This is a genomic window from Bhargavaea ginsengi, from assembly GCF_900109165.1.
Classification (GTDB): domain Bacteria; phylum Bacillota; class Bacilli; order Bacillales_A; family Planococcaceae; genus Bhargavaea; species Bhargavaea ginsengi.
Genome location: NZ_FNZF01000006.1, coordinates 68,502 through 92,809 on the forward strand (window position 1 = coordinate 68,502; position 24,308 = coordinate 92,809).

Genomic DNA, 24,308 nt, shown 5'->3' on the forward strand with positions numbered 1-24,308 from the left:
ATCGCACTTCCTTCACCTGAAATCTAATTAATAATCATTCTAATCTAACTGATAATCATTTTCATTTAAGCTTTGACTTCCCATTAACGCGTGCTATAATAGCAATTGCAAGGGTGGTGAGAATGATTTTCAACAGAACATTCTCAATCGCCTTTCAAATCGCAGTGCATCGGGGATAGCCATGAAGACACGTTACTTGATTGCGGGACTCATTCTCCTGTCGTTCACATCATTGTTCGTCGGAGTGAGCAGCATCACACCAATGGACCTCTTGGATTGGAGTTCCGAAGAAACCCAAATATTTTTGATCAGCCGTGTTCCTCGGCTCGTAGCCATCCTGTTGGCTGGGGCGGGCATGAGTGTCGCCGGCATGATCATGCAACAGTTGAGCCGGAACAAGTTTGTTTCGCCGACAACAGCAGGAACACTGGATGCGACCCGACTGGGGATTCTCGTTTCCATGCTCCTGTTCACGAATGCAACGTTGCTCGAGCAGATGGCCATCTCGTTTGCATTCGCCCTTGCCGGTACACTCTTGTTTATGCAGATCTTGGACCGCATCAAGTTCAAAGATGCGATTTTCATCCCGCTGGTCGGGCTCATGTTCGGGAACATATTGTCGTCACTGACGACATTCTTCGCCTATCGGTCGAATGTGATCCAGAACATGTCCTCCTGGCTGCAGGGAGATTTCTCCATGATCATGTCAGGGCGCTATGAGCTTCTGTACATCAGCGTCCCGATCCTGGTTTTGGCCTACGTTTATGCAAACCGATTTACGGTTGCAGGCATGGGCGAGGATTTCTCCAGGAACCTCGGGCTCAACTACAAGTTCGTCGTTAACTTCGGGCTGATTCTCGTCGCTTTGGTGACGGTAACTGTCGTCCTCACGGTCGGCATGATTCCGTTTCTCGGACTCATCATCCCCAACATCGTCTCCATCATGAAAGGGGACAATCTTGAGAAGACTTTGCCGCACACGGCACTCATGGGAGCAATATTCCTGCTTATCTGTGACATTCTCGGGCGTGTGCTGATTTATCCATATGAAATTTCCATCAGCTTGATGGTCGGGGTCATCGGCAGCGGCATCTTCCTCTACCTGCTGTTCAGGAGGAAAGCTTATGCGTGATTCTACAAAACTCATCATTCTGTATGCGCTGGCGGCGCTCTCTGTCGGTCTGTATCTCTTCCATGATCTGAACGGCAGCTACGATTACGCCCTTCCGAGAAGGGGTGTGAAAGTTGCGGCCATGGCCGTGACCGGTGTCGCTATCGCATACGCCACGGTCGTCTTCCAGACGATCACCCAGAACCGTATCCTGACGCCGAGCATCATGGGGCTGGATTCGCTCTACATGCTGATCCAGACGCTCATCATCTTCTTCCTGGGCTCCACCCATGTGACGGTCGTCAATAAGCAGGTCAACTTCCTGCTGTCGGTCGCAGCGATGATCATCTTCGCGCTGCTGCTCTACCAGCTCCTCTTCAAGAAGGGGAATCGGCCGGTGTATTTCCTGCTTCTGGTCGGAATCATCGTCGGAACCTTTTTCGGAAGCATCTCGACATTCCTTCAGGTGCTGATCGATCCGAACGAGTTCCTGACCGTCCAGGATGCGATGTTTGCCAGCTTCAACAATGTCAATTCAGATCTGGTCTGGCTCTCCATCGCGGTGGTCGGCGTCTGCATCGTCATCGGCTGGCGTCAGCTCAGAATCATGGACGTCATTTCGCTCGGCCGGGATATCTCCATCAACCTGGGCGTACCGTATGACAGAATGGTGCGCGGCACCCTGATCCTGTCGTCGGTGCTGATCGCCGTCTCCACGGCGCTTGTCGGCCCGATCACGTTCTTTGGGCTGATCGTCGCGAACCTGAGCTACCAGTTCCTGAAGTCCTATAAGCACTCGGTTACGCTTGCGGGTGCAGCCGGCCTGAGTCTGATCCTCCTCATCGGGGGACAGTGGGTCGTCGAGCGCATCTTCACCTTCTCGACCACTCTGAGTGTCATCATCAACTTCGCCGGCGGCGTATATTTCATCTATCTACTACTTAAGGAGAGTCGATCCGCATGATTCAAGTTCGTGAGCTGTCCAAGTTTTATGGAAAAAAAGCCGTCGTCGAAAAGGTATCGGTCAATATTCAGCGCGGTCAGATCACTTCGTTCATCGGACCGAACGGGGCGGGCAAGTCGACCCTGCTCTCCATGGTAAGCCGCCTGCTTGATGCAGACACAGGAGAAGTGCTTGTCGACAAGGATGACGTTCGCAAGATGAAATCCAACGATTTCGCCAAACGTGTATCGATCCTGAAACAATCGAACTTCATGAATGTCCGACTGACGGTACGGGAACTTGTCTCTTTTGGACGCTTCCCGCATTCCAAGGGCCGTCTGAACGAGGAAGATGTCCGTATCGTCGACCAGGCGATCGAGTATATGGAGCTTGGTGATATGGAAGACAGTTATCTGGATGAACTGTCCGGAGGCCAGCGTCAGCGCGCATTCATTTCGATGGTCATCGCGCAGGATACCGAATATGTCCTTCTCGATGAACCGCTCAACAACCTCGACATGAAGCACTCCGTCCAGATCATGAAAATCCTGCGACGTCTCGTGGATGAACTCGGCAAGACTGTCATTATCGTCCTGCATGACATCAACTTCGCATCGGTTTATTCCGACCGGATCGTGGCGCTGAAGGACGGACGGGTCGTCAAGGACGGTCCGACCGAAGACATCATCAACTCCGAGTCGCTCAAAGAAATCTATGACATGGACATTCCGATCAAGCAGATGAGCAACTGCCGGATCTGCGTATACTTTAATTCCTGAAAAACACATAATTAGCCGAATAGGAAAGATGAGGGATTCTATATGAAGAAGTTCACATTTCTTGCCATGCTGATGGCGTTTATTCTGATCTTGGGTGCCTGCGGCAGCGACAACGCAGAAAAAGCAGAAGAAAACAGCGGCACATCCGGTGAAGCAACCGAGGAAACAACCGAAGACAGCAAATCCGTGACAATCGAGCATGAGCTCGGTGAAGCAACAATCGAAGGCACTCCTGAGAAAGTCGTCGTCTTTGACTTCGGCATCTTGGATACACTCGATGAGCTCGGCGTAGACGTTGCAGGCCTTCCTCAGGCAAGTGTACCGGGTTACCTTGAGCAGTACGCATCGGATGACTACACGAACACCGGCAGCCTGAAAGAGCCGGACTTCGAAGCGATCCACGCACTCCAGCCGGATGTTATCTTTATCTCCGGCCGCCAGGCTCAGCTGTATGACCAATTCGCTGAAATTGCACCGACTGTCTATATCCCGATTGACACGACAAACTACGTAGAATCCTTCAAAGAAAACATGAACACGGTCGCAGAAATCTTCGGCAAAGAAGATGAAATGAACAAGGAACTTGAAGATATCGACAGCCGCATTGCTGATATTCAGGAAAAGACTTCCGCATCTGAAGAAAAAGGACTGATCGTCCTTGGCACACAGAGCAAGGTCAGCGCATATGGCCCGGCATCCCGATTCGGCCTGATCCACGACGTCTTCGGCGTGAAGCCGGCTGACGAAGGCATCGAATCCTCGACGCACGGCCAGAACATCACTTTTGAGTATATCCTCGACACAAACCCTGATATTCTGTACGTCATCGACCGGGACGCTGCAATCGGCGAGGATTCAAGCGTAAAAGAATCATTTGAGAACGACCTTGTACAAAAGACAAATGCCTACAAGAATGACAAGATCCATTATCTGAACGGTGAATACTGGTACCTCTCCGGAGGCGGCCTCCAATCGATGAAAGAGATGATCTCCGAAATCGAAGGAAGCCTCTGATCGGTTCCGCACAAGCACCCTGCCAAGCGCAGGGTGTTTTTTGCGCCGAAAAACTGTGGATTTTCAGGCATCTCTTCTGATCCTGCGGGTATTGAGAATACCTCACGTGATAAAATGGAGGAAGAGACTTCACGGCTTGGAGGAATTAGGTTGGGAAACAACAGATGGAAAATCGGAGTCATGGTTGCCGCAGCGGCTCTTTTCGTCCTGTTGGCGATTTATCATAATGCCCCTTTGATGCAGGCGTTCGACCGCGCAATGGACGGATGGCTTGGTGGCATAACTTGGTTTAAACCTTTCAGTTTCCTCGGCAATCCGTCAACGATTGTGACGGTTTGTCTGGTTGTCATCGTCCTGCTGCTGATCAGGCGTTCGCCGCGTGATGCGCTGTTTATCGTCCTGGCGGCGGGTTTGGGGTACGCTCTTAATGAAGGGCTCAAAGAATGGTTTGCAAGACCGCGGCCGGACAGGCCGGGACAGCTGGAAAGCTATAGCTTTCCATCGGGCCATGCGCAGATGGGACTGCTCTATGTAAGTTCTATCGCGATCATTGCCGTAAGGCGGATCCGGGAACGCCACTGGCGCGGGCTGCTGATTTCAGTTGCTGCTTTGCTCATCGCAGGCATGGGATTGTCCCGAATCGCACTCGGGCGACATTATGCGACAGATGTGCTGGCGGGCTGGGCAGCCGGCACGGCTTATCTGTCTCTGCTGTTGATCCTGTTTTCTTTCTGGGAAAAGGACCGTTCCAGATCATAATCCGTGGAATCCCTGATTGTTAAGGATTCCGTGCATGTGGTATAGATAAGGGATAGCAGGAAAGAAGTGATGGATGGATGTACAGAATCAGCGAAGAGCTCGCGGAACTAGGGCGAGAGCGGATGGGAGACGCGCCGGTCGAAGGGTTCGTTTATGGGCAGGGACCTGAAACGCCGGAACTCATGCTCGTCGGTGAGGCACCGGGGGAGTTTGAACTTGTGGACGGTATTCCCTTTATCGGCCGTGCGGGGAAAGAGCTCATGAAATCACTCGCCTCGATCGGACTGCGCCGCGAAGATGTCTATATTACAAGTGCCGTGCGCAGCCGGCCATACCGTTGGGGCACGAAAAAGGAGCGCGACGGTACACTCACTGAGCGCAAATATAACCGGGCTCCGACGGCAAAGGAGATTCTTGCCCATGCCCCGCTCCTGGATGCGGAAATGCGGGATGTGAGGCCGAAACTGATCGTCACGCTCGGCAACATCGGACTGCAGCGCCTGCTTGGCAAAAGCTATAAAGTATCGGATGTGCACGGTCAGCTGATTGAGGCGCCGGTTCAGTATCTTGCGGACCCGGATGACACCCTTTATAGCCTGACACGGGATGTCAGGACAATCATTCCGACATTCCACCCGGCATCGGTGTTCTATAACCCTTCGTTGCGCGAAAAGGTGGAGCAAGATTGGCTGTTGATCGGCAGGACGCTGCAGGAGCATACTGGAGATGATCCGGACATCTTGTGAAGGAGGTGGAAGATGATGAGGAAGCACGGCAATGAAGGGCCGGGGCAGGGTCCGGCAGGAGGTCCTTTGGATGAGCAGGACGCTGTCCGCATCATGAGCGGGCTGGCCGGTGCTTTTTATGTGCTGGACGGGGAGTCGAATTTCGTTTATATCAATGAAATGGCTTCCCGGATCCTGGGCAGGGAAGGCGAAAGTCTTGTGGGGAAAAACGCCTGGACGGAATTTCCTGAAGTTGTTTCTGAAGGCCTCAAGGAGATGTACGACCGGATTCGTAAAACAGGGATTGCTGAGACAGCAGAAATTTATTATCAACCGGCCGGGCTCTGGCTGCAGGTGGATGCCCAGGAAATCGGGGGCGGGCGGATTGCTGTTTTGTTCCGTGACATCAGCCGGTACAAGGAAGCGGAGGCCCGGCTGGAGGTGCTCGCTTTCAGGGACGACCTGACCGGCCTTCCGAACCGCCGTTCCGCAATTGAAATGATAGAAGAAAATATTCAGGCCGGAAAGCCGTTTTCCGTCGTGCTCTTCGACATCGACAGCTTCCGCCAGCTGAATGACCTTCACGGACATGAAGCAGGGGACCACTATATCCGGAAGATCGCGGATCGGTTACTCGGCACGATGCAGGAAGAGGATGTGATTACCCGTGTCGGAGGGGATGAGTTTCTCTTCCTGACAAAGCGGAGAGATCCGGATGACCTGCACCAGTGGGTCCGGGAAATGTTCCGGCAGACCGAAACTTCCGTACGGATCAGCGGCAATGTGAGCTTCTCTGCCTCTGCTAGCATAGGAATCAGTCGCTTCCCGGAGGATGGAACGACATCAGCCGAGATTCTCAGTATGGCGGATACCGCAATGCACGAGTCCAAAATGAAAAGGGGCAGCTGCTACCTGCTTTTCCATGATGAGATGAAGACCAGAATCGAACGCAAACGAGTGATTGAGGATGATCTCTTTTCGGGTGATTTCATGAAAAAAGGATTCCATTGTGTTTTGCAGCCCCAGCTTGATGGAACAAACGGCCGGCTGATCGGGATCGAGACATTGTCGAGGTGGAACCATCCCGAGCTCGGTGCCCTGTCACCTTATGAGTTCATCCCGATCGCGGAGGAGAGCGGGAAAATCAGGGAGATGACGATTCACCTTCTCAACCTTGTCTTTTCTGAAGGGAAACGCTGGACAGATAAATACGGCGGCTTTCCGCGGCTCGCCGTCAACGTGACGTCCCATCTCCTGGATGACAAGGCCTTCTACGGTACCGTGATGAGAATGCTCCGAAAGTGGAAAATACCGCCTGACCGGTTTGAAATCGAAATCACGGAGTGGAAAGAGATCCTCAACTCGGACCTTGTCCTGTCCAACTTGAGGAAATGCCGCAGCCAAGGGATTTCTGTTGCCATTGATGACTTCGGCACCGGCTTTTCCGGGCTGTCCTATCTGACGAATTTTCCGGTCGACAAAATCAAGATCGACCGCTTTTTCGTCGCCGGCATCGGCATGATCAGCAAATCGGAAGCGATTCTCAAATCAATTGTGTCGCTGGCGGAAGGACTGGGTTGCGAATTGATCGCTGAAGGCGTGGAGACCGAAGAACAGCTCCAGTTTCTGCTTGAGATCGGCTGCCGGGGCATCCAGGGTTATTACTTTGACGCACCACTCCCGCCACAGCAATTCGAAGAAAAGTATATGAATACCTCGCTGTCTTGCTGAGCAGATTGTTCCGCGCCATGTGCGCGGTTTTTTTGCGTGGACAAGATCGTTCCATGTCGGTCATTTTAGCGGTATTCAGAAATTTTTCATCATATAAGTTGCACAAGGGAAACTTTCTGACATATAATAGCATCATCTTAAACAGAAAGCGGATGGTTGAATGGAAGGAAACATATGGATCGCATTCGGCCTGACCCTGTTTGCGGGACTGGCAACGGGCATCGGAAGCTTGCTTGCATTTTTCACTTCCCGGACAAACACGAAATTCCTGTCAGCTTCGCTCGGGTTTTCAGCAGGAGTGATGATTTATGTCTCGCTTGTCGAGATCTTCGTCAAGGCAAAAGACGAATTAACCTATGAGCTCGGCGCTACACCGGGTTACTGGGCGACACTTGCGGGATTTTTCGGAGGAATGCTGCTGATTGCTCTGATTGACCACTTTATTCCGTCTACCGGCAACCCGCATGATGTGAAGAGTGTCGAGGACATCGGGACGGGACCCACAAACGATGAATATGCGAAATTGAAGAAGATGGGGGTTTTCACTGCACTGGCGATTGCCATCCACAACTTCCCGGAGGGGATCGCCACATTTACCTCCGCCATGCAAGACCCGGCGCTCGGAGTGGCGATCGCCATTGCGGTCGCGATTCATAATATACCGGAAGGCATCGCGGTATCCGTTCCGATGTACTTTGCGACAGGGGACAGGAAGCAGGCGTTCAAACTGAGCTTCCTGTCAGGACTTGCTGAGCCGGCCGGTGCGGTAATCGCCTTTCTGATCCTCATGCCGTTTTTGAACGGCATCATGTTCGGCGTCATCTTTGCGGCTGTCGCGGGAATCATGGTGTTCATCTCACTGGATGAACTGCTGCCCGCCGCACAGAAATTCGACGAGGCGCACATCTCCATCTATGGCCTGATTGCGGGCATGGCCGTCATGGCCATCAGCCTCGTACTCATTACATGATGGATATTGTCAAACGGCAATGCACAATGTATAGTTATGGAGTCCGTAAAACTATACAACTGTAAAGACAGGTGAATGTAAGTGGCTGCTCATACAGACCGGCAGGCGGCACAGCCTGCCATTTCACGCAATAAACTGCTCGGCACCGCCGGGCTGGCCTGGATGTTCGACGCGATGGATGTCGGCATACTGTCATTTGTCATTGCTGCACTCGCCGTCGACTGGGCGCTGACGCCGGGAGAAATGGGATGGATCGGCAGTGTCAACTCGATCGGTATGGCTGTCGGGGCCTTTGCATTCGGCATCCTGGCCGACCGGATCGGACGCAAGAAGGTCTTTATCCTGACATTGGTCCTGTTTTCTCTGGCGAGCGGTCTGTCGGCCGCAACCACGGGACTCGCCGCTTTCCTCGTCCTGCGATTTGTCGTGGGGGCGGGGCTGGGCGGAGAACTTCCGGTCGCTTCCACACTTGTTTCGGAAAGTGTCGGCGCGAAAGAGCGGGGGCGTGTGGTCGTCCTGCTTGAAAGCTTCTGGGCGGCAGGATGGCTGATCGCAGCTCTGATTTCATACTTTGTCATTCCGGATTACGGCTGGCGTATCGCGCTCATCCTCACGGCACTTCCTGCCCTGTATGCGATTTATCTGCGCATCCACCTTCCGGACTCACCGGAATTCACGGCGAAAAAGGAAAAGCGGGGGAGCATCGCCTCTAACATGAAGGCGCTATTCTCGGCGAAATACCGCAGGGCGACTGTCATGCTCTGGATTGTCTGGTTTACGGTCGTCTTCTCCTATTACGGCATGTTCCTCTGGCTGCCGAGCGTGATGGTCATGAAAGGCTTCGACCTGATCCATAGCTTCGGTTACGTCCTCCTCATGACGATGGCGCAGTTGCCGGGATACTTTACCGCTGCCTGGCTGATCGAAAAGGTCGGCCGCAAGTTTGTCCTGAGCGTCTTCATGATCGGCACGGCGATCAGTGCCCTCGTGTTCGGGAACGCGGACACGACTTGGCTGCTGCTCACAGCCGGCGCGTTTCTCAGCTTCTTTAATCTGGGAGCGTGGGGCGCACTGTACGCCTACTCGCCTGAGCAGTATCCGACCATTATCCGCGGAACCGGTACGGGGACGGCTGCCGCTGTCGGGCGGGTCGGGGGCATATTCGGGCCGTTGCTTGTCGGTTCGCTTGCCGGAGCCGGCGTCGGACTTGGCCTGATCTTCAGCATCTTCACCGGCGCTGTTCTGATTGGGGCTGCGGCCGTGCTGATCCTCGGCACCGAGACCAAACAGATCGAATTGGAATGAAACCGCAACAGCCCCTTTTCCGTAAAGAGCGGAAAGGGGGTTTTCAGATGGAGACGAGAGATCTCTTTGTGTCGGTCAGCCCGTCGCGTGCGGCGGATGTTGTCATCGATGCCTTGACCGTCGGTTCGGTAAGCGGCCGGATCGTCGACCAATATACAAGAAGTGCGGATGGCCGGGAAATGGTCGTCCTGATCATGGAGAAATATTTCATGAGAACAAGCAACCGCGCCACCCTCACGATGATTGCGGACAACTTTGACGGCGAGGGCCGTACGAAGGTACGGCTGACAGGATCCGGCGGCGGAAGCGGCGCATTCATGAAGTTCGACTGGGGTGCGGGCGCGAGCTTTTCAGGAAAAGCGGAAGAAGTACTGGAGCAGTATCGGGTTTGAGCGGCACACTGGAGTTCGGATCTGAAAAGAAGGAAAATGGACTTGAGGGTATCCGATTCGGACACTTAGGATTGTGGCTTCGGACTTAGAATGTCAGCTTCAGACTTAGATCCCGAATTTCGGACTTTCGTTAAAGGAATCGGACTTAGAGGAGTGGCGTATGGAAGAGAGCGTGTTCGAACAAATGGCAAGCAGGTATGACACCGAAGAAAGAATCGCGCTTGCGCAGGTCATCGCAAAAGAGGTGCGTGAGGTATTGGGGGATAGCCGATCCGAATCGTTGATTGATTACGGGAGCGGGACGGGGCTGGTGAGTCTGGAGTTAACGGACCTGGTGAAGTCTGTGCTGCTCGTGGATTCCTCAGAGCAGATGCTGAAAATCGCAAAGGGTAAAATTGAGCGCCGGGACATCGCCAATGCCGACGTCCTCTATTCGGACTTTACCCAAGAAACCCCCAAACTCAAAGCGGACATCGTTATGATGTCGCTTGTCCTCCTGCACATCCCCGATACGGACAAGATCCTCCGTGAGATGCATGAAGTGCTGAATGAAGGCGGCCAACTGATCATCGTGGATTTTGACAAGCATGATGAAGTCAGCCACCCGAAAGTCCATAACGGATTCAAGCATGAGGAGCTGAAGAACCGATTATCTCATGCAGGCTTTCATCCGCTTGAGATCCGCACTTTCCATCATGGAGAACGCATCTTCATGAACCGTGATGCTTCCATGTTCATCTCCATCAGCAGCAAATAAAGCACGCCGGGGAAAGGATCCCGGCGTGCTTTATTATTGTCCGATTCAAGCGGCTCTTTTCTCCATTCCGGCAATGCCGGATTTCTTTTTATAATCTGCGAGCAGCCATACGTTCAGCGCGGCCAGAAGGATTAGGAAAGCGAGGGGGACAGTCCACAGGCTGTCCGGCGCGGCTGCCCAACCTACAAGGGTGGATACAATCGCCATGACCGGGGCCATAATGTAATAGGCTTTTGTGTCATACAGCCAGCCGTACGGGAGGAAGTGCGCCCCGGCTATCACGGCAAAGACAAACACCATCGCTTCAGGACGGCTTCCGAGAGCCCAGAAGACGAGCGGGAAATAGGCGAACTGGGCAAGGTTGCACACCAGTCCGAGGCTGCCGAGAGGGTTGTCTTCTGATTTCCAGTCGGCTTTCAGCAGGCCGGCTAGTCCGATGGCTACCGGAAACAGGAGGCCGGTCAGCGCGAGAAGGGCAATGTTCTGGAGCCGGAGCTCGATCGGCAATAAAAAGGCGGCAGTGATCAGCGTCCAGACAACGATTCCGGAAAGCAGGAACGGCAGCCCGTTTTTGTTGCGCAGTGCAAGATCTTGCTTCAGCGATTGCAGATCCATCATAAATCCCCCCAGTGTGATTTCCCCCAAAATCCTTACTTGGCAGTGAGATGAGGCCAGATGACTTCCGCCCAGAGTGAATATCCGAGATCGTTAGGATGAATACCATCTTTCAATGTTTCCGGCAGCTCGATCCCCCGCTGCTCCATAAGCGAGAGCATTTCATCATGAATGTTAATGTATGCCCAGCCTTTTTCCCCGATGAAGGTTTGCGTGCCATAGATATAGTCGGTGAAGCGAAGGCCAAGTGCGTTCACCGGCGGGCCGAATTTGTTTTCGGTGATCGGGTTCGGCGAGATGAAGAGGATCCGTGCTTCAGGCAGCGCCTCCGAGTAAAGGGCGTGCAGCTGTTCCAGTGATGCATAGGTGTCTTCAAGTGAGACATTCTTATTATGATTGTTGATGACGGACGTTTCGATAATGAGGACATCCGGACGTCCTGCGATAATCGGACCGGTCACTTCGTCTTCCAGAATCCTGACGGAGGTGTAGCCCGAGTGTCCGTGGTTTTCAATTTTTAGGGTCTTTAGTGACGGATAGGCTGTGCGCAGGTGTGCCTGTGTAAGCGCACGCCATGTTTTGGACTGGTTGGAAGCGCCGGAACCTTTCGTGACACTGCTGCCGGTGACGGCCATGCGTGCTTCACCGGTCGTGAGCGCACGGAAAACAAGATAATCCGCGACAGGCTGGCCAGGGTTTTTCAGCGGGTCGACCGATTCGACCTTTACGACGTCGGCAGATGCCTTGCCGCCTTTTCCTTCCGGCCGGAATAGGAGCAGGAGCACGCCCGCTGCGGCCAGCAGCAAAAAGAACTTGACCTGTTTCATTCGTGCCCACCCGCCGGGACCGGGTACTTGAGTGCGTTTTTTTGGAGTTTCTCACGCGCGGCACCGTCCAGGTCAAAGCCTGCGACATCTGCCAGCTGCAGCAGGTAGATATAGACATCTGCCGCTTCTTCCATGATGCCATCGCGGTTTTGTTCGACAGCCTGCTTGCCCGGCAGCCACTGGAAATGTTCCAGAAGTTCGGATGCCTCAAGCGCGACGGAGATGGCAAGGTTCCGTGCATCACGGTTGCCGTCCGTCCAGCCGCGGGCTTTATTGAAGTCGAGGATCTCCTCGGTGAGTGTCTTCATGGTGGATGTTTCCCCCTAAATCTGTTTGATTTGAGTATAACCGAAATCGGGTAGACAATGAATGGAAGAATGTTTCGTTTTCATGAAAGGAAGGGTGACAAATGTACAGGCCGATCGATCCGGATTTTTTCAACCAGCCTGTTCTGGAACTGGCGCCCGCGCTGCTCGGACAGTACATCGTTCACGAGACGCCGGAGGGCCTTGTTGCCGCGCGGATCGTTGAGACGGAGGCCTACCACGGACCGGAAGACCGTGCGGCCCACAGCTTCAACAACCGCCGGACAAAGCGGACGGATGTGATGTTTGCGGACCCCGGCCGCATTTATACGTACCAGATGCACACCCATACGCTCATGAATGTAGTGGCTGGGGAGGAGGGGACCCCGCATGCGGTCCTGATCCGCGGAGCGGAGCCCGTCGAAGGGCTTGAGCTCATGCAGGACCGGCGGGGGTGGCATCTGAAGATTTCTGATCTCACGAACGGACCGGGCAAGCTGTCGAAGGCGCTCGGCGTCACGATGGAGTCATACGGCGGCCTCTGGTACGAGGAACCGCTTTTTATCGCGCCCGGGCCGGGCCTTGGCGGAGAATTGCAGGCAGGCCCGAGGGTCGGTATCGGGAACTCGGGGGAAGCCGTCCACTATCCTTGGCGTTTTTTCGAAAAGGGAAATACGTTCGTCTCGAAGTATCGCTGATGTTTAAGTGAGGATGAGACGGGAAGAGTAGAAAGGGACATTCATAAAGGAGTGATCAGATTGGCTAAGATTGCAACGGTCATCACAGACATGTTTGAGGACAGCGAGTACACGGACCCGGCGAAAGCGTTCAAGGACGCGGGCCATGAAGTGGTCACGATCGAGAAGGAAGCCGGCAAGACTGTAGAAGGCAAGCAGGGCCAGGCAAAGGTCACTGTCGACAAGGGAATCGGTGAAGTCAGCGCTTCCGATTACGACGCGCTCTTCATCCCCGGCGGATTCTCACCCGACCAGCTCCGTGCGGACGAGCGTTTTGTCAGCTTTGCAAAAGAGTTCATGGACGCCAAGAAACCGGTACTGGCCATCTGCCATGGACCGCAGCTCCTGATTACGGCGAAGGCGCTGGAAGGTCGCAAGGCGACCGGCTACACATCGATTGCGCAGGACATGAAGTATGCCGGCGTGAACTTCGAGGACTCCGAAGTCGTCGTTTGCCAGGACCAGCTCGTCACGAGCCGCAACCCGGATGATATTCCGGCATTTAACCGCGAGTCTCTGCGGGTGCTGGAAGGAAAATAAGATCTGATTATGAAGCGCGCCCTCCGTGGCGCGCTTTTTTGGTGGGTGAAAAGCGGGAGCGCACTTAGGACTCGTCTGAGCGCGCATAGGATTGCGGAAAGCGCGCATAGAATCGCCAGAAGCGCTCATAGGACTTCGATAAGCGCACATAGAACCTCGCTGAGCGCACATAGAACTGCCGGAAGCGCACATAGAAATCTATGTGCGCTCATAATTGATATCATATAAGCATTGACTTATGCATCTGCTAACCAATACAATAAACCGGTATTCTTTTATTGGAGGGATTCCGGTGGAACTGACGGAACTGGAAACATTCTTGAAAGCTGCGGGCGACGGCTCACGGCTGAAAATATTACAGCAGCTCACTTCCGGTCCGGTGTGTGTCTGTGACCTGACGCCGCTTGTCGGGCTGACGCAGCCGGCGGTGAGCCAGCATCTGAAGCGGCTGAAGGATGCCGGTATCGTAACCGGAGAAAAGCGTGGCCGCTGGACATTCTGGTCGCTTGATCAGTTGCATCCGCTGCACGATATCATGGTCGGTCTGCTATCCAGGGTGCCGGCACCCGGGCGGACGGTCGCCGACCTTGAAGCAGCCGGTGAGAAAGGATGCTGCGGGGTATGATGGCCTGGCTTGCAGCACTCATTTTCCTTGTCACGCTCGTATTCGTGATCTGGCAGCCGAAGGGACTGTCGATCGGCTGGTCTGCGATTGCCGGAGCAATCGTCGCACTCCTGGCCGGCGTCGTCAGCCTGCAGGATGTGTGGGATGTGACGGGCATCGTCTGGAATGCGACGCTCACCTTCGTCGCGCTGATCCTGATTTCACTCATCCTCGATGAGATCGGCTTCTTTGAATGGGCGGCGCTTCATATGGCGCGTTTCGCTAAAGGGAGCGGGCTCCGGATGTTCTTCCTCGTCACGCTGTTGGGTGCAATCGTTGCGGCACTGTTCGCCAATGACGGAGCGGCACTGATCATCACGCCGATTGTGCTGGCGATGATGCGGGCGCTCGACTTCAAGGACAAACTCATTTTGCCGTTCATCATGGCTTCGGGATTCATCGCCGATACCGCGTCGTTGCCGCTCGTCATCTCAAACCTGGTGAACATCGTCTCGGCCGACTTTTTCGGCATCGGATTCTCAGAGTATGCCTCCCGCATGCTCGTGCCGAACTTGTTCAGTGTGGGAGCGAGCATGATTGTGCTTTATCTGTACTTCGGAAAAAGCATCCCGAAGCGGTTTGATGCTTCCAAATTGGCGGAACCCCGCTCGGCTATCCGTGACATGAAGCTGTTCCGCCTTTCCTGGGCGGTCATCGCGGTGCTACTCGCCGGCTACTTCTTGAGCGAGGCGCTCGGCATGCCGGTTTCAATCATCGCGGGAATTGTCGCCATCCTGTTCCTGGCCATTTCCGCGCCTAGCAAAGCGGTGGATGAAAAAGCCGTCGTGAAGGGAGCCCCATGGGCGATCGTCTTCTTCTCGATCGGAATGTATGTCGTCGTTTACGGACTGCGTAACGCAGGTCTCACGGATGTGCTTGCGTCCCTCATTGAATGGACGGCGAGCCATGGCCTGTACGCGGCCACTGTCGGCATGGGCTTTATCGCGGCGATTTTGTCTTCGGTCATGAACAATATGCCGACCGTCATGATTGACGCATTGGCCATCCAGAATGCAAATGTGCCCGAACGCGTAAGGGAAGCGCTCATCTACGCGAATGTGATCGGGTCCGACTTGGGCCCGAAGATGACGCCGATCGGATCGCTTGCGACGCTTCTTTGGCTGCATGTCTTGTCGCTGAAGGGCGTCAAAATCTCTTGGGGCTATTATTTCAAAGTCGGAATCGTTCTGACGATCCCTGTCCTATTCATCACGCTGACCGGCCTATATCTATGGCTGGAAGTGCTTGATTGAGGGGAAACGTCCTTCAATAAAATGAAAGTGCGCCTTTCGGGGCGCATTTTTTATGTCTTTCAAACTCCGTCAGCGAAGTTATTCCAGATATAGAGGTGGCGGCCGGTGAAAATGCGGCAAGTGAGCAAGAGGAGTTTTATTAAGCCCCGGTTTTTCTTGTGGAGACACGGGGTAGTAAAGAAGAGTCAAAGAAAATTGTCAATGAATATTCAACGTTCTTGAAATAACATCCAATTAAAGATTGTTATCCAATGAAAAGTATTGGCAGACATGTTTTAATGATAGCAACCGTATTGAAGGGAAGATCTCCATGCTCCACTACAAGACCTACATCAAAGGGGACAATCATCCGTGGGTGACTTTCATCCACGGAGCGGGCGGCAGTTCGTCCGTCTGGTTCAAGCAGATCAAGGAATTCCGGAAAGCGCATAACGGCCTGCTCCTCGACCTCCGTGGCCATGGTCGCTCTGAGAGGGGCCGGTGGAAAAAGGGAGATTCGTTCCGCGAAGTGGCGGATGATGTCGTAGAGGTGATGGACAAGCTTGGCATCAGCAGGTCGCATATGATCGGCATGTCACTCGGGACCATTGTTGCGCAGACATTGGCGGAGAGGCATCCGGATCGGGTCAAGTCACTGATCCTGGGCGGCGCGGTCATCGGGCTTGATATTCGGACCAAGCTCCTGCTTTGGGCGGGGAATACATTTAAACGGTTCGTCCCTTATATGCTCCTATATAAGCTCTTTGCTTACATCATCATGCCGAAGAAAGAACACGAGGAATCCCGGCTCGCCTTCGTTAACCAAGCAAAAAAGATGTGCCAGAAGGAGTTTGTGAAGTGGTTTTCGCTCACAAAGCTCATTAACCCATATCTTGCGCGTCTGCAGTCGACGACGACCTGTGTGCCGACTCTGTTTTTGATGGGGGAAGAAGACTATTTGTTTATCCCGCCCGTCGAAGAAGTGGTCGGCCGCAGCGAGAAGTTCCGGCTGATTACGATCAAGAACTCAGGACATGTCTGTAATATTGACCAGCCGGATGAGTTCAATCACCATTCGATCCGGTATATACGGGAAATGGAGTCCGTGCCAGGCGTGGCTTAACCTCGAAGGCGGGGTGGCCGGCTGACTGTTAAGCATAATCCCATATACCATGCAGAAATAAACCCCGACCGGGATTTCCGGTCGGGGTTTTGCAATGCTTACATTACGCCGTGATGGCTTCCAGTTCTGCTGCAGGGCCGAAGAATTCGTAGTGGATCTTGCCGACAGGCACGCCGATCGCTTTTAGTTCGTGGATCATGGCGTTCATGAATGGTGCCGGGCCGCACAGGTAGACGTCGCTGCCCTCGACTACACGGCTTGCGAGGTAGTCACGGTCCAGGAAGCCTTCGGTGTCGGAGTAACGCACCGAGTAAGAGGCATTGTCGTTGCCAGCCGCCATTTCGCGGAGGTCGCCGTCAAACGCCTGGAGTTGCGGGTTGCGCGCGGAGTGGATAAATGCCGCTTTGCGCTCAGGCTGATTGCGGGTGATCTGGTCGAACATGGCCATCATTGGTGTGAGGCCGACACCGCCGCTGATCAGCGTGACAGGAGTTGTCGATTCCGTGTCGAGGAAGAAGTCACCCGCAGGGGCGCTTACTTCGATTGTATCACCGACATTGACGCTCCGGTGCAGGAATGTCGACACCTTGCCTTCCGGATTGCACTCGTCTTCACGCTTGACGGAGATGCGGAACATGTCTTCCTGCGGCGCACGGGACAGGCTGTATTGGCGGATCATCATGTACTTCTCGCCAGGGATCGTCACGCGGATTGTCAGGTATTGGCCGGGCTTGTAAGTTGGTACACCCTTGCCGTCTGCAGGTTTCAGATAGAAGGAAGTGATGACGTCGCTTTCTTCGACTTTCTTCGCGACAGTAAAGTCCTTGAAGCCGTCCCAGCCGTTTTCTGCATTCGCGGCTTCGTCGTACATGGACTTCTCAACCCCGATGAAGGCATCGGCGATCACACTGTAAGCTTCGCCCCAAGCATTGAGGATCTCAGGTGTGGCTGCATCGCCGAGCACTTCCTTGATCGCGCCGAGAAGATGATGGCCGACAATCGGGTAATGTTCCGGGCGGACGTCGAGTCCGCGGTGCTTGTGGGCAATCTGGACCACAGCGGGAACGATCACTTCAAGATTGTCGATATATTTTGCTGCGGCAAGCACCGTGTTGGCGAGTGCCGTTTGCTGGCGGCCCCGTGATTGGTTGGCGTGGTTGAAGATGTTCAGGAGTTCAGGATGGGCTTCAAACATGTTCTTATAGAAAACTGTAGTAATCGTCTTGCCGTGTTGTTCAAGTACAGGGACGGTAGATTTTACGATGTCGATTGTCTGTTGGGAAAGCATGTTTACAACTCCCTTTCGGTTGTTTGGAATGGTTGCTCTTGATCTGTCTCAATCATATTCCCGTAAAGATTTAAAAGCAATATATAAAATACATGTTTAAAAAGCTGTCAGAATTCAGTCACATTCCATTCAAGAAACCGTCAAAATTAACTGAAAGCCTATTCCTTTCATGGATTGGCGGCAAGCGCTTATAATATGGATGGAAAGGCGAGTGACTATGCATGAGAATGACGATGTACACGGATTACGCGCTGCGTGTCCTCATGTATCTCGGTGCAAAAAAAGACGGTGAGTTGTCTACAATTCAGGGCATTTCGGATGCTTACGGAATTTCAAAGAACCATTTGATGAAAGTCACACACAAACTCGGCCAATTGGGGTATGTGGAAACTGTCCGCGGCCGTGGCGGTGGAGTGAGACTTGCCGTGCCGCCGGAAGAAATCAACATCGGGACAGTCGTACGCCAGACCGAGGATGATTTCAATATTGTCGAATGCTTCAGCTCTACGGCTAACCGGTGTGTTCTCAGTCCGGTCTGCGGTCTTCGGAGTACGCTGAATCAGGCGCTGCTGGCGTATCTGGCGGTGCTTGACCAACATACGCTCGCCGATTTTATCATCAATAAAGAAGATCTCGGTGCGTTATTATCAAGCCGGGAGATGTGATAGAATAAGGAAGGAAAATTTGAACTAGACGGTCAGGAGTGAATCATCAATGTCTAAAGTACTGGTTTTCGGACATAAGAATCCGGATACGGACTCGATCACGTCGGCAATCGCCTACGCGCATCTGAAGAAGGAGCTTGGTCTGGACGCGGAAGCGGTTCGCCTCGGCGATGTGAATGATGAGACGGCTTACGCACTTGAGAAGTTCGGCTTCGAGGCGCCGCGTTCCGTCACGAACGTCGCGGGGGAAGTGGATGGCGTTATCCTCGTCGACCACAACGAGTTCCAGCAAAGCGCGGATGATATCGCGGACGTGAAAATTCTCGAAGTTGTCGACCATCACCGGATCGCGAACTTCGAAACGGCGGATCCGCTCTACTACCGTGCAGAGCCTGTGGGCTGCACGGCGACAATCCTGAACAAGCTATACAAAGAAAATGGAGTCGAAATCCCTGCAGACATCGCAGGACTGATGCTGTCGGCGATCATCTCCGACTCGCTGCTCTTCAAGTCCCCGACATTCACCGGCGAAGACCGCAAAGCGGCTGATGAGCTTGCCGAAATCGCCGGTGTTGATGCAGAAGAGTACGGGCTCGCGATGCTGAAGGCTGGAGCAGACCTCAGCAGGAAGACACTTGAAGAGCTCGTCAACATGGATGCGAAGGAATTCGAGATGGGCGGCAAGAAAGTCGTCATCGCCCAGGTCAACACTGTCGACATCAATGACGTCCTCGGCCGTAAAAAAGAGCTGGAAGATCTGCTCTACCGCGTCATCGCGGAGCGTGAACTGGGCCTTTACATGTTGGCGATCACGGATATCCTGAATAACGATTCGACCGTGCTTGTTCTCGGCAGCGAATCCCAGGCGGCATGCGCTGCATTCAATGTACCGCTGGAAGACAATCTGGCCCTGCTGAAGGGAATCGTATCCCGCAAAAAGCAGATTGTCCCGGTTCTGACAGAAGCCCTGTCTAAATAAGAAGAGAATTAAAGCCCCGGCATACCGGGGCTTTTGCTGTCATTGTGAAAGAATGGGAAAATAGGTTGCATCACGGTATGTCTTATCCACATAATTTAACAAGGGCAACTGCCTCAGAAAGAGGAGTTTACTAGATGTCAGAATCAAAACGGAAGTTTCTCTCTGAATCCATTCCGGTCCAGCTGTTGCTGATCACGGCTGGTGCCATCATTGCCGCAATCGGGCTGGAGCTTTTCCTGGTCCCGAATGATATCCTGGACGGCGGGGTGATCGGACTGTCGATCATCCTGTCCAATCTGACGCCGCTTTCGCTGAGCCTGTTCATCATCATCCTGAACATTCCGTTCATTATCCTCGGATACAAGCGGATGGGGATGCGGTTCACGGTCAATGCGCTTTATGGCATCATCGTGCTGTCCTTTGCGACCGGCTACCTGCATCGGTTTGACGTGGTGACGGATGACCTGTTCCTTGCGACAGTGATTGGTGCGGTCATCCTGGGATTCGGAGTCGGACTCGTCATGCGGATGGGCGGGGCGCTGGACGGCACTGAGATCCTGGCGATCCTGATCAGCAAGCGTCGTCCGATATCCGTGGGGCAGACGGTCATGATCATGAACGTCTTCATCTTTATCCTGGCGGGTCTGCTCGTATTCACCTGGGAGACGACGTTCTATTCGATGATCACTTACTTTATCGCCTCGAAGGTGATCGATATGGTTGTCGAAGGGACGGAAGAGTCCCTGTCGGTCATGGTCATTTCCGAACATGCAGAGGAGTTGGCGAAGAGTCTGATTGAAAATGTTGGCCGGGGTGTCACGTTCCTGAACGGGGAGGGCGCGTTTACCAACGATTCGAAGAAAGTGATCTACGTCGTGGTGGACCGGCTCGAGATGGCGGATGTACGGACGGCGATCCGCGAAGCGGACCCGGAAGCATTTGTCATCGTTCAGCGTGTCAGCGAAATCTCCGGAAGCAACTTCAAGACACCGGTCCATTAATAGAGTCACCCGGCCCCTTTACTCAGGGCCGGGTGATTTTCAATATGATCAGCCGAACAGATGCCTCAGGTACCGTTCCGGCGCATTCAGAAAGTCTTTCGTCATCCGGACGTGCTCGATCTCATCGAATGATACCGGCTCAAGACGGCCACCGCGGATTTCGTAAAGGTCGGCGCCGGGATAGGCCATGATGATCGGAGAATGGGTGGAGATCAGGAACTGGGCGCCTTCTTCCACCATCTCATGCAGCATCGCGAGAAGGGTCAGCTGCTTGGAAGGAGAAAGGGGGGCCTCAGGCTCATCCAGAATGTAAAAACCATCCGGCCGGAAACGGGCAGTGAACAGGTCCAGGAAGCTTTCGCCGTGGGAGCGGAACTCAAGCCCTTCACCATACAGATTCCGCAGCTCTGCGTACGTTCTGGCATAAGGTTGTGCTTCAAGGCTATGAGGGTTCCGGCTCTTGATTTCTTCCAGTGTCTCCCGGGCATCTTCGCGCATCCGGGAAACAGCGATCGTGTAGGTGACGAAGTCCAACGCCCGGAAGAAAAAGCCCTTGCGAGATTTGATCGACCAGCTGAGCGTGAGATGGTCCGCAATTTCTCTTGCGTGTTCAAGGGCCGGGTTCCCTTCGATCGGCTCGCGGCTGATCAGGATGCTGTCCGCCGCAGCGGCGATGCCTTCAAGGAGTGTCGTTTTTCCTGTGCCATTGTCGCCGGCAATGATCGTGACCGGTGAGCGGAACGTGAAAGAGTCGAATTCCCTGACAACCGGGAGCCCAAACGGAAACCGGTCTGCAGCCGGCATTGGCTTTTTTAAACGGATCTGTTTCAGAATCATCATCGGCACCCCCTTTTCCTATCACTCTAGCAGAAATGGGTGCAACGGCGCATCCCGAAAAAAAGCCTCCGGACATGCCGGAGGCGAGATCCATTTACAGTTTGAGGGGTCTCGTTGCGGGGCCTTCCAGCACCGAGCCGTCTTCCCGGAATCTGGAGCCGTGGCATGGGCAGTCCCACGTGCGGTCGCCCTCGTTCCACCTGGTTTTGCAGCCCATATGTGTGCAGGTCGGCGTATCCAGCCGGACCGTGTAGCCTGCCGCCAACTCGCCGGTGACAAGACCGGATACCTTGATGCCCTGAAGAAGTTTCGCGCCGAAGCCGGTCCGGCCGGGGCTGTACAATTGAGTCGCTTCGTTTGGCCGGCCGATGATCAGGTCGCGGAGCACTTCGGATCCTGCGAGCGAACCGGACAGGCCCCACTTCCGGAAGCCGGTGCTGATATAGATGTGGGGCAGGTCTTCCGTGATCCGGCCGACGTACGGAACATAATCTGGTGTCTGCGGGTCCTGGGCCGACCAGCGGTGGGAGACCTCGGTCACACCGAACTGTTTCCTGAGATGCTCGGAGAGTTCACCGTAGTTTTCGCCGGTGTCCTCCTTCATGCCGGCCAGGTGGCTGCTGCCAGAGACCATAAGGTAGGCCTGGCCGTCGATTCCCGCAGTCCGAATCGACAAGGAATCGGCGTCCACGCCGAGATACTGGTTTTTCAGCTCCTTGGATACCTTGGCGGCGGCTATATAGGAGCGATTGACCTGGAGTTTCATGATGTTCAGGTTCTGGAATCCGACGAGCGGATAGTGGGTGCATATGATCAGTTCGCTGAAGGTGACGTCAGCTCCGTTTTCAAGCTCCACGAACCGCTTCTTGAAGTTCATCTTCCTGACGGCAGATTTTTCATAGATGCGGGCACCCGCATCCGCTGCCATCCGTGCGAGGCGCTGGCCGAAGCGGAGAGGATGAATCTGCAGTTCATCATGCATCGACAGCGCGCTCTCAACGGTGAATGGCAGTTCCGTCTCATTGACGAACGCGCCCTGGATGCCGATCTCCTTGTAGGCTTCCCATTCCTTTCGGAGGTTTTCGGTGCCGAGAGGGGTGCGGGCATAGAGGATGGAGTCAAGAGGGCGGGCTTCGTCATCCCTGGCAATCTCCCGTGCCCTGCGCACGGCGTGCTCATTCGCCCGGTAATAGGTCCGTGCCGTTTCCAGGTCAAACTGCTTGATCAGCTTGGAATAGATGATGTCATGCTGGGCGGTCACTTTTCCTGTCGAGTGGCTTGTCGTGGAGCCGAAGATGCGGTCCTTTTCCAGGACGATGACATCCTTTCCGGCCTTCGCGAGCTGCTCGGCCGCAGCAATTCCTCCGATACCACCGCCAATGATGCATACATCACAGCGGAGCGAGCCGGCTGCTTCCGGATACTGATCGCGCGGATACCCCGTGTCGAGCCAAAGTGGTTCATTCAATGGTAAATCCTCCAATCACTTGTCGTTCTGCCCTGCGTTCTGCCGGGCGGATTCCTTGTCCCGTGCTCAGCATCCCCCTACAATGAAGACAGACAAAACGGAAGGGGATCGGTGACGTGAAAATAGAAGTATGGTCTGATTATGTTTGCCCGTTCTGCTATATCGGCAAACGGAAACTGGAACAAGCCCTCGAGAAGACGGGCTTGGGTACCGGAGCGGAGGTCATTTTCAAAAGCTATGAGCTGGACCCGAATTCTCCGGAAACATCCGATCAGTCGATGGTTTCCGTGCTGGCCGGTAAATATGGCACGACCGAGGCCCAGGCGGAAGACATGACGGCCAATGTCACAGCCGCTGCCAAAGAAGTCGGTCTCGAGTACAACTTCTCCAAAATGCGCCCGGCCAATACCTTCAGCGCCCACAGGCTGGCAAAATGGGCTGAAGAGCAGGGGAAGGCGGACGAGATTTCGGAAAATCTGCTTCGCGCTTACTTTATCGAAAACCGGGAAATTGGACTAAAAGAAGTTCTTGCGGATATCGCTGAAGAGACGGGGCTGGGGCGTGCCGAGGCAGAGGCAGTCCTGAAGTCTGAACGCTATGAAAAAGACGTTCGGGCGGATATCGAAGAAGCTCGTCAGCTCGGTGTGCAGGGCGTTCCGTTTTTCGTAATCAACCGCAAATACGCGATTTCCGGTGCCCAGCCAGATGAAGTGTTTGAGCAGGCGCTCAGGCAAGTTGCCGAAGAAGAGTCATGAAATGCCGGACCTGCCGCATCCTAATGAATGGATGCGGCTTTTCTAATGCAAAAAACGGCCGCCCATTTACGGGCAGCCGTTTTGAACAATTAGGATTCGAGGCTTTCTTCTTCTGCTTCTTCTGTCTGAGGCTGTTCCTCGGTCGCTTCCAGGTCAAGATGAATCTTCACGTCTTCACCGACGAGGACGCCCCCGGTTTCGAGCGCCTGGTTCCAAGTCAGGCCGAAGTCTTTGCGATTGATCTTCCCATCCACGGAAAATGCGACGACTTCCTGGCCCCAAGGGTTCTTTGCCCGGCCTTCATACTCGGCTTCAAGCGTGACGGACTTTGTTTCTCCCTTGATCGTCAGGTCACCGGTCACTTTGTATTCGTCGTCTCCGTCGGACTGGATGTCGGTCGAGACGAAAGTGATCTCCGGATGGTTCTCCGTATCGAAGAAGTCTGCTGAGCGGAGGTGATTGTCGCGGTCCTCGCTGTCCGTGTCGATCGAGTTCACATCAATCGTGAACTTGAGAGAAGCGCTGGACAGATCCTCAGGATCCGCCTCGACCTCTGCGTTAAACTTGCCGAACGATCCCCGGACCTTTGAGATCATCATGTGCTTTACCGTAAATGTTACATGAGAATGCGCCGCGTCAATCTGCCATTTCGTATTTGCCAATGGAACTCCTCCTTTAAGTGGTACCGTAATAATTCGAATTTAAGGAAATTTTCCGAACAAGTCAACCGAAGCGATTCGGCTTTTGGGGCTGACGGGTTCGACTTGTCAAAACGCCGGGCAGACA

Annotated in this window: 27 protein-coding genes; 20 read left to right on the forward strand and 7 right to left on the reverse strand. The window is 53.9% G+C overall.

From position 1 onward, the window contains the following. Positions 1-181: 181 nt before the first annotated feature. The 11 genes from BMX91_RS13315 to BMX91_RS13365 all read left to right on the forward strand — a co-directional run bounded on the left by BMX91_RS13315 (position 182) and on the right by BMX91_RS13365 (position 10,486). Positions 182-1,132 carry an ABC transporter permease gene (locus BMX91_RS13315; protein ID WP_092055267.1) on the forward strand — a complete coding sequence of 317 codons (951 nt, stop codon included), beginning with the start codon at positions 182-184 and terminating at the stop codon, positions 1,130-1,132. Further along, positions 1,125-2,075, forward strand: a complete 951-nt coding sequence (locus BMX91_RS13320) for an iron chelate uptake ABC transporter family permease subunit (RefSeq protein WP_092055270.1) — start codon at positions 1,125-1,127, stop codon at positions 2,073-2,075. Before BMX91_RS13315 ends, BMX91_RS13320 begins: the two co-directional genes overlap by 8 nt. Continuing rightward, on the forward strand, positions 2,072-2,833 hold the full coding sequence (locus BMX91_RS13325) for an iron ABC transporter ATP-binding protein (protein ID WP_092055272.1): 762 nt from the start codon (positions 2,072-2,074) through the stop codon (positions 2,831-2,833). Before BMX91_RS13320 ends, BMX91_RS13325 begins: the two co-directional genes overlap by 4 nt. A gap of 42 nt (positions 2,834-2,875) precedes the next feature. Beyond that, complete coding sequence (locus BMX91_RS13330) at positions 2,876-3,847, forward strand: siderophore ABC transporter substrate-binding protein (protein ID WP_092055275.1); 972 nt, start codon at positions 2,876-2,878, stop codon at positions 3,845-3,847. Between the two features lie 150 nt (positions 3,848-3,997). Further along, positions 3,998-4,606, forward strand: a complete 609-nt coding sequence (locus BMX91_RS13335; RefSeq protein ID WP_177168398.1) for a phosphatase PAP2 family protein — start codon at positions 3,998-4,000, stop codon at positions 4,604-4,606. A 77-nt stretch (positions 4,607-4,683) separates the two neighbouring features. After that, positions 4,684-5,352 (forward strand): uracil-DNA glycosylase, encoded by a 669-nt coding sequence (locus BMX91_RS13340; protein WP_092055280.1) that lies wholly within the window; start codon positions 4,684-4,686, stop codon positions 5,350-5,352. A gap of 12 nt (positions 5,353-5,364) precedes the next feature. Then, the gene (locus BMX91_RS13345) at positions 5,365-7,062 is read left to right on the forward strand and encodes a putative bifunctional diguanylate cyclase/phosphodiesterase (RefSeq protein WP_092055283.1); all 1,698 of its coding nucleotides are present in this window, start codon (positions 5,365-5,367) and stop codon (positions 7,060-7,062) included. Positions 7,063-7,222: 160 nt separating this feature from the next. Further along, positions 7,223-8,032, forward strand: coding sequence for a zinc transporter ZupT (zupT, locus tag BMX91_RS13350; RefSeq protein ID WP_092055286.1), 810 nt, complete (start codon positions 7,223-7,225; stop codon positions 8,030-8,032). Between the two features lie 162 nt (positions 8,033-8,194). Further along, a complete protein-coding gene (locus tag BMX91_RS13355; protein WP_177168404.1) occupies positions 8,195-9,337 on the forward strand; it encodes an MFS transporter in 1,143 nt (380 codons plus the stop codon). Positions 9,338-9,384: 47 nt separating this feature from the next. After that, entirely contained in the window at positions 9,385-9,729 is a 345-nt protein-coding gene (locus BMX91_RS13360) for a DUF6054 family protein (protein WP_092055291.1), read from the forward strand. A 160-nt stretch (positions 9,730-9,889) separates the two neighbouring features. Next, positions 9,890-10,486: a class I SAM-dependent methyltransferase gene (locus tag BMX91_RS13365; protein ID WP_092055293.1), complete on the forward strand. Its 597-nt coding sequence runs from the start codon at positions 9,890-9,892 to the stop codon at positions 10,484-10,486. 45 nt (positions 10,487-10,531) lie between these two features. Here BMX91_RS13365 and BMX91_RS13370 read toward each other — a convergent pair whose 3' ends face one another. The 3 genes from BMX91_RS13370 to BMX91_RS13380 are packed head-to-tail and all read right to left on the reverse strand — an operon-like array spanning position 10,532 to position 12,236. Then, positions 10,532-11,101, reverse strand: a complete 570-nt coding sequence (locus tag BMX91_RS13370) for a DUF7010 family protein (protein ID WP_092055295.1) — start codon at positions 11,099-11,101, stop codon at positions 10,532-10,534. 35 nt (positions 11,102-11,136) lie between these two features. Further along, positions 11,137-11,928, reverse strand: a complete 792-nt coding sequence (locus BMX91_RS13375) for an SGNH/GDSL hydrolase family protein (protein WP_092055297.1) — start codon at positions 11,926-11,928, stop codon at positions 11,137-11,139. Further along, positions 11,925-12,236, reverse strand: a complete 312-nt coding sequence (locus BMX91_RS13380; RefSeq protein ID WP_092055299.1) for a nucleotide pyrophosphohydrolase — start codon at positions 12,234-12,236, stop codon at positions 11,925-11,927. The genes BMX91_RS13375 and BMX91_RS13380 overlap by 4 nt, the downstream gene beginning before the upstream one ends. Before the next feature lie 101 nt (positions 12,237-12,337). On the opposite strand from BMX91_RS13380, the gene BMX91_RS13385 reads away from it, so the two are divergent. From BMX91_RS13385 to BMX91_RS13405, 5 genes are all read left to right on the forward strand, one after another. Beyond that, a complete protein-coding gene (locus BMX91_RS13385; RefSeq protein WP_092055301.1) occupies positions 12,338-12,931 on the forward strand; it encodes a DNA-3-methyladenine glycosylase in 594 nt (197 codons plus the stop codon). A 60-nt stretch (positions 12,932-12,991) separates the two neighbouring features. Next, on the forward strand, positions 12,992-13,510 hold the full coding sequence (locus BMX91_RS13390; protein WP_092055304.1) for a type 1 glutamine amidotransferase domain-containing protein: 519 nt from the start codon (positions 12,992-12,994) through the stop codon (positions 13,508-13,510). Positions 13,511-13,802: 292 nt separating this feature from the next. Continuing rightward, the gene (locus BMX91_RS13395) at positions 13,803-14,135 is read left to right on the forward strand and encodes an ArsR/SmtB family transcription factor (protein ID WP_092055306.1); all 333 of its coding nucleotides are present in this window, start codon (positions 13,803-13,805) and stop codon (positions 14,133-14,135) included. Continuing rightward, on the forward strand, positions 14,132-15,427 hold the full coding sequence (locus BMX91_RS13400) for an arsenic transporter (protein WP_092055309.1): 1,296 nt from the start codon (positions 14,132-14,134) through the stop codon (positions 15,425-15,427). The genes BMX91_RS13395 and BMX91_RS13400 overlap by 4 nt, the downstream gene beginning before the upstream one ends. 310 nt (positions 15,428-15,737) lie before the next feature. Then, positions 15,738-16,529: an alpha/beta fold hydrolase gene (locus BMX91_RS13405; RefSeq protein ID WP_092055311.1), complete on the forward strand. Its 792-nt coding sequence runs from the start codon at positions 15,738-15,740 to the stop codon at positions 16,527-16,529. Between the two features lie 103 nt (positions 16,530-16,632). On the opposite strand, the gene hmpA is transcribed toward BMX91_RS13405, so the two are convergent. Then, positions 16,633-17,817, reverse strand: coding sequence for an NO-inducible flavohemoprotein (gene hmpA, locus BMX91_RS13410; protein WP_092055314.1), 1,185 nt, complete (start codon positions 17,815-17,817; stop codon positions 16,633-16,635). Between the two features lie 221 nt (positions 17,818-18,038). Between hmpA and BMX91_RS13415 the strand changes: the two genes are divergently transcribed. The 3 genes from BMX91_RS13415 (at position 18,039) to BMX91_RS13425 (ending at position 20,462) form a co-directional block, all read left to right on the forward strand. Continuing rightward, positions 18,039-18,482, forward strand: a complete 444-nt coding sequence (locus BMX91_RS13415) for an RrF2 family transcriptional regulator (protein ID WP_092055316.1) — start codon at positions 18,039-18,041, stop codon at positions 18,480-18,482. A 49-nt stretch (positions 18,483-18,531) separates the two neighbouring features. Next, positions 18,532-19,461, forward strand: a complete 930-nt coding sequence (locus BMX91_RS13420; RefSeq protein ID WP_092055319.1) for a manganese-dependent inorganic pyrophosphatase — start codon at positions 18,532-18,534, stop codon at positions 19,459-19,461. A 134-nt stretch (positions 19,462-19,595) separates the two neighbouring features. Further along, a complete protein-coding gene (locus tag BMX91_RS13425) occupies positions 19,596-20,462 on the forward strand; it encodes a YitT family protein (RefSeq protein WP_092055320.1) in 867 nt (288 codons plus the stop codon). A gap of 48 nt (positions 20,463-20,510) precedes the next feature. Here BMX91_RS13425 and BMX91_RS13430 read toward each other — a convergent pair whose 3' ends face one another. Together BMX91_RS13430 and BMX91_RS13435 are read right to left on the reverse strand one after the other, a co-directional pair. Continuing rightward, entirely contained in the window at positions 20,511-21,299 is a 789-nt protein-coding gene (locus BMX91_RS13430) for an AAA family ATPase (RefSeq protein ID WP_092055322.1), read from the reverse strand. Positions 21,300-21,393: 94 nt separating this feature from the next. After that, on the reverse strand, positions 21,394-22,767 hold the full coding sequence (locus BMX91_RS13435; protein ID WP_092055324.1) for an FAD-dependent oxidoreductase: 1,374 nt from the start codon (positions 22,765-22,767) through the stop codon (positions 21,394-21,396). 116 nt (positions 22,768-22,883) lie between these two features. On the opposite strand from BMX91_RS13435, the gene BMX91_RS13440 reads away from it, so the two are divergent. Next, positions 22,884-23,522 carry a DsbA family oxidoreductase gene (locus tag BMX91_RS13440; RefSeq protein ID WP_092055326.1) on the forward strand — a complete coding sequence of 213 codons (639 nt, stop codon included), beginning with the start codon at positions 22,884-22,886 and terminating at the stop codon, positions 23,520-23,522. Between the two features lie 89 nt (positions 23,523-23,611). Here BMX91_RS13440 and BMX91_RS13445 read toward each other — a convergent pair whose 3' ends face one another. Next, complete coding sequence (locus BMX91_RS13445) at positions 23,612-24,184, reverse strand: YceI family protein (RefSeq protein WP_092055329.1); 573 nt, start codon at positions 24,182-24,184, stop codon at positions 23,612-23,614. Between the last annotated feature and the right edge of the window lie 124 nt (positions 24,185-24,308).

What these genes read in the sequence shown, in the direction of transcription:
- BMX91_RS13360 (WP_092055291.1), top strand. Translation starts at nt 9,385, where the DNA reads ATGGAGACGAGAGATCTCTTTGTGTCGGTCAGCCCGTCGCGTGCGGCG.
- BMX91_RS13355 (WP_177168404.1), top strand. Translation starts at nt 8,195, where the DNA reads ATGTTCGACGCGATGGATGTCGGCATACTGTCATTTGTCATTGCTGCA.
- hmpA (WP_092055314.1), bottom strand. Translation starts at nt 17,817, where the DNA reads ATGCTTTCCCAACAGACAATCGACATCGTAAAATCTACCGTCCCTGTA.
- BMX91_RS13380 (WP_092055299.1), bottom strand. Translation starts at nt 12,236, where the DNA reads ATGAAGACACTCACCGAGGAGATCCTCGACTTCAATAAAGCCCGCGGC.
- BMX91_RS13325 (WP_092055272.1), top strand. Translation starts at nt 2,072, where the DNA reads ATGATTCAAGTTCGTGAGCTGTCCAAGTTTTATGGAAAAAAAGCCGTC.
- BMX91_RS13375 (WP_092055297.1), bottom strand. Translation starts at nt 11,928, where the DNA reads ATGAAACAGGTCAAGTTCTTTTTGCTGCTGGCCGCAGCGGGCGTGCTC.
- BMX91_RS13320 (WP_092055270.1), top strand. Translation starts at nt 1,125, where the DNA reads ATGCGTGATTCTACAAAACTCATCATTCTGTATGCGCTGGCGGCGCTC.
- BMX91_RS13385 (WP_092055301.1), top strand. Translation starts at nt 12,338, where the DNA reads ATGTACAGGCCGATCGATCCGGATTTTTTCAACCAGCCTGTTCTGGAA.
- BMX91_RS13400 (WP_092055309.1), top strand. Translation starts at nt 14,132, where the DNA reads ATGATGGCCTGGCTTGCAGCACTCATTTTCCTTGTCACGCTCGTATTC.
- BMX91_RS13430 (WP_092055322.1), bottom strand. Translation starts at nt 21,299, where the DNA reads ATGATTCTGAAACAGATCCGTTTAAAAAAGCCAATGCCGGCTGCAGAC.
- BMX91_RS13370 (WP_092055295.1), bottom strand. Translation starts at nt 11,101, where the DNA reads ATGGATCTGCAATCGCTGAAGCAAGATCTTGCACTGCGCAACAAAAAC.
- BMX91_RS13405 (WP_092055311.1), top strand. Translation starts at nt 15,738, where the DNA reads ATGCTCCACTACAAGACCTACATCAAAGGGGACAATCATCCGTGGGTG.
- BMX91_RS13365 (WP_092055293.1), top strand. Translation starts at nt 9,890, where the DNA reads ATGGAAGAGAGCGTGTTCGAACAAATGGCAAGCAGGTATGACACCGAA.
- BMX91_RS13425 (WP_092055320.1), top strand. Translation starts at nt 19,596, where the DNA reads ATGTCAGAATCAAAACGGAAGTTTCTCTCTGAATCCATTCCGGTCCAG.
- BMX91_RS13420 (WP_092055319.1), top strand. Translation starts at nt 18,532, where the DNA reads ATGTCTAAAGTACTGGTTTTCGGACATAAGAATCCGGATACGGACTCG.
- BMX91_RS13330 (WP_092055275.1), top strand. Translation starts at nt 2,876, where the DNA reads ATGAAGAAGTTCACATTTCTTGCCATGCTGATGGCGTTTATTCTGATC.
- BMX91_RS13345 (WP_092055283.1), top strand. Translation starts at nt 5,365, where the DNA reads ATGATGAGGAAGCACGGCAATGAAGGGCCGGGGCAGGGTCCGGCAGGA.
- BMX91_RS13340 (WP_092055280.1), top strand. Translation starts at nt 4,684, where the DNA reads ATGTACAGAATCAGCGAAGAGCTCGCGGAACTAGGGCGAGAGCGGATG.
- BMX91_RS13415 (WP_092055316.1), top strand. Translation starts at nt 18,039, where the DNA reads ATGAGAATGACGATGTACACGGATTACGCGCTGCGTGTCCTCATGTAT.
- zupT (WP_092055286.1), top strand. Translation starts at nt 7,223, where the DNA reads ATGGAAGGAAACATATGGATCGCATTCGGCCTGACCCTGTTTGCGGGA.
- BMX91_RS13315 (WP_092055267.1), top strand. Translation starts at nt 182, where the DNA reads ATGAAGACACGTTACTTGATTGCGGGACTCATTCTCCTGTCGTTCACA.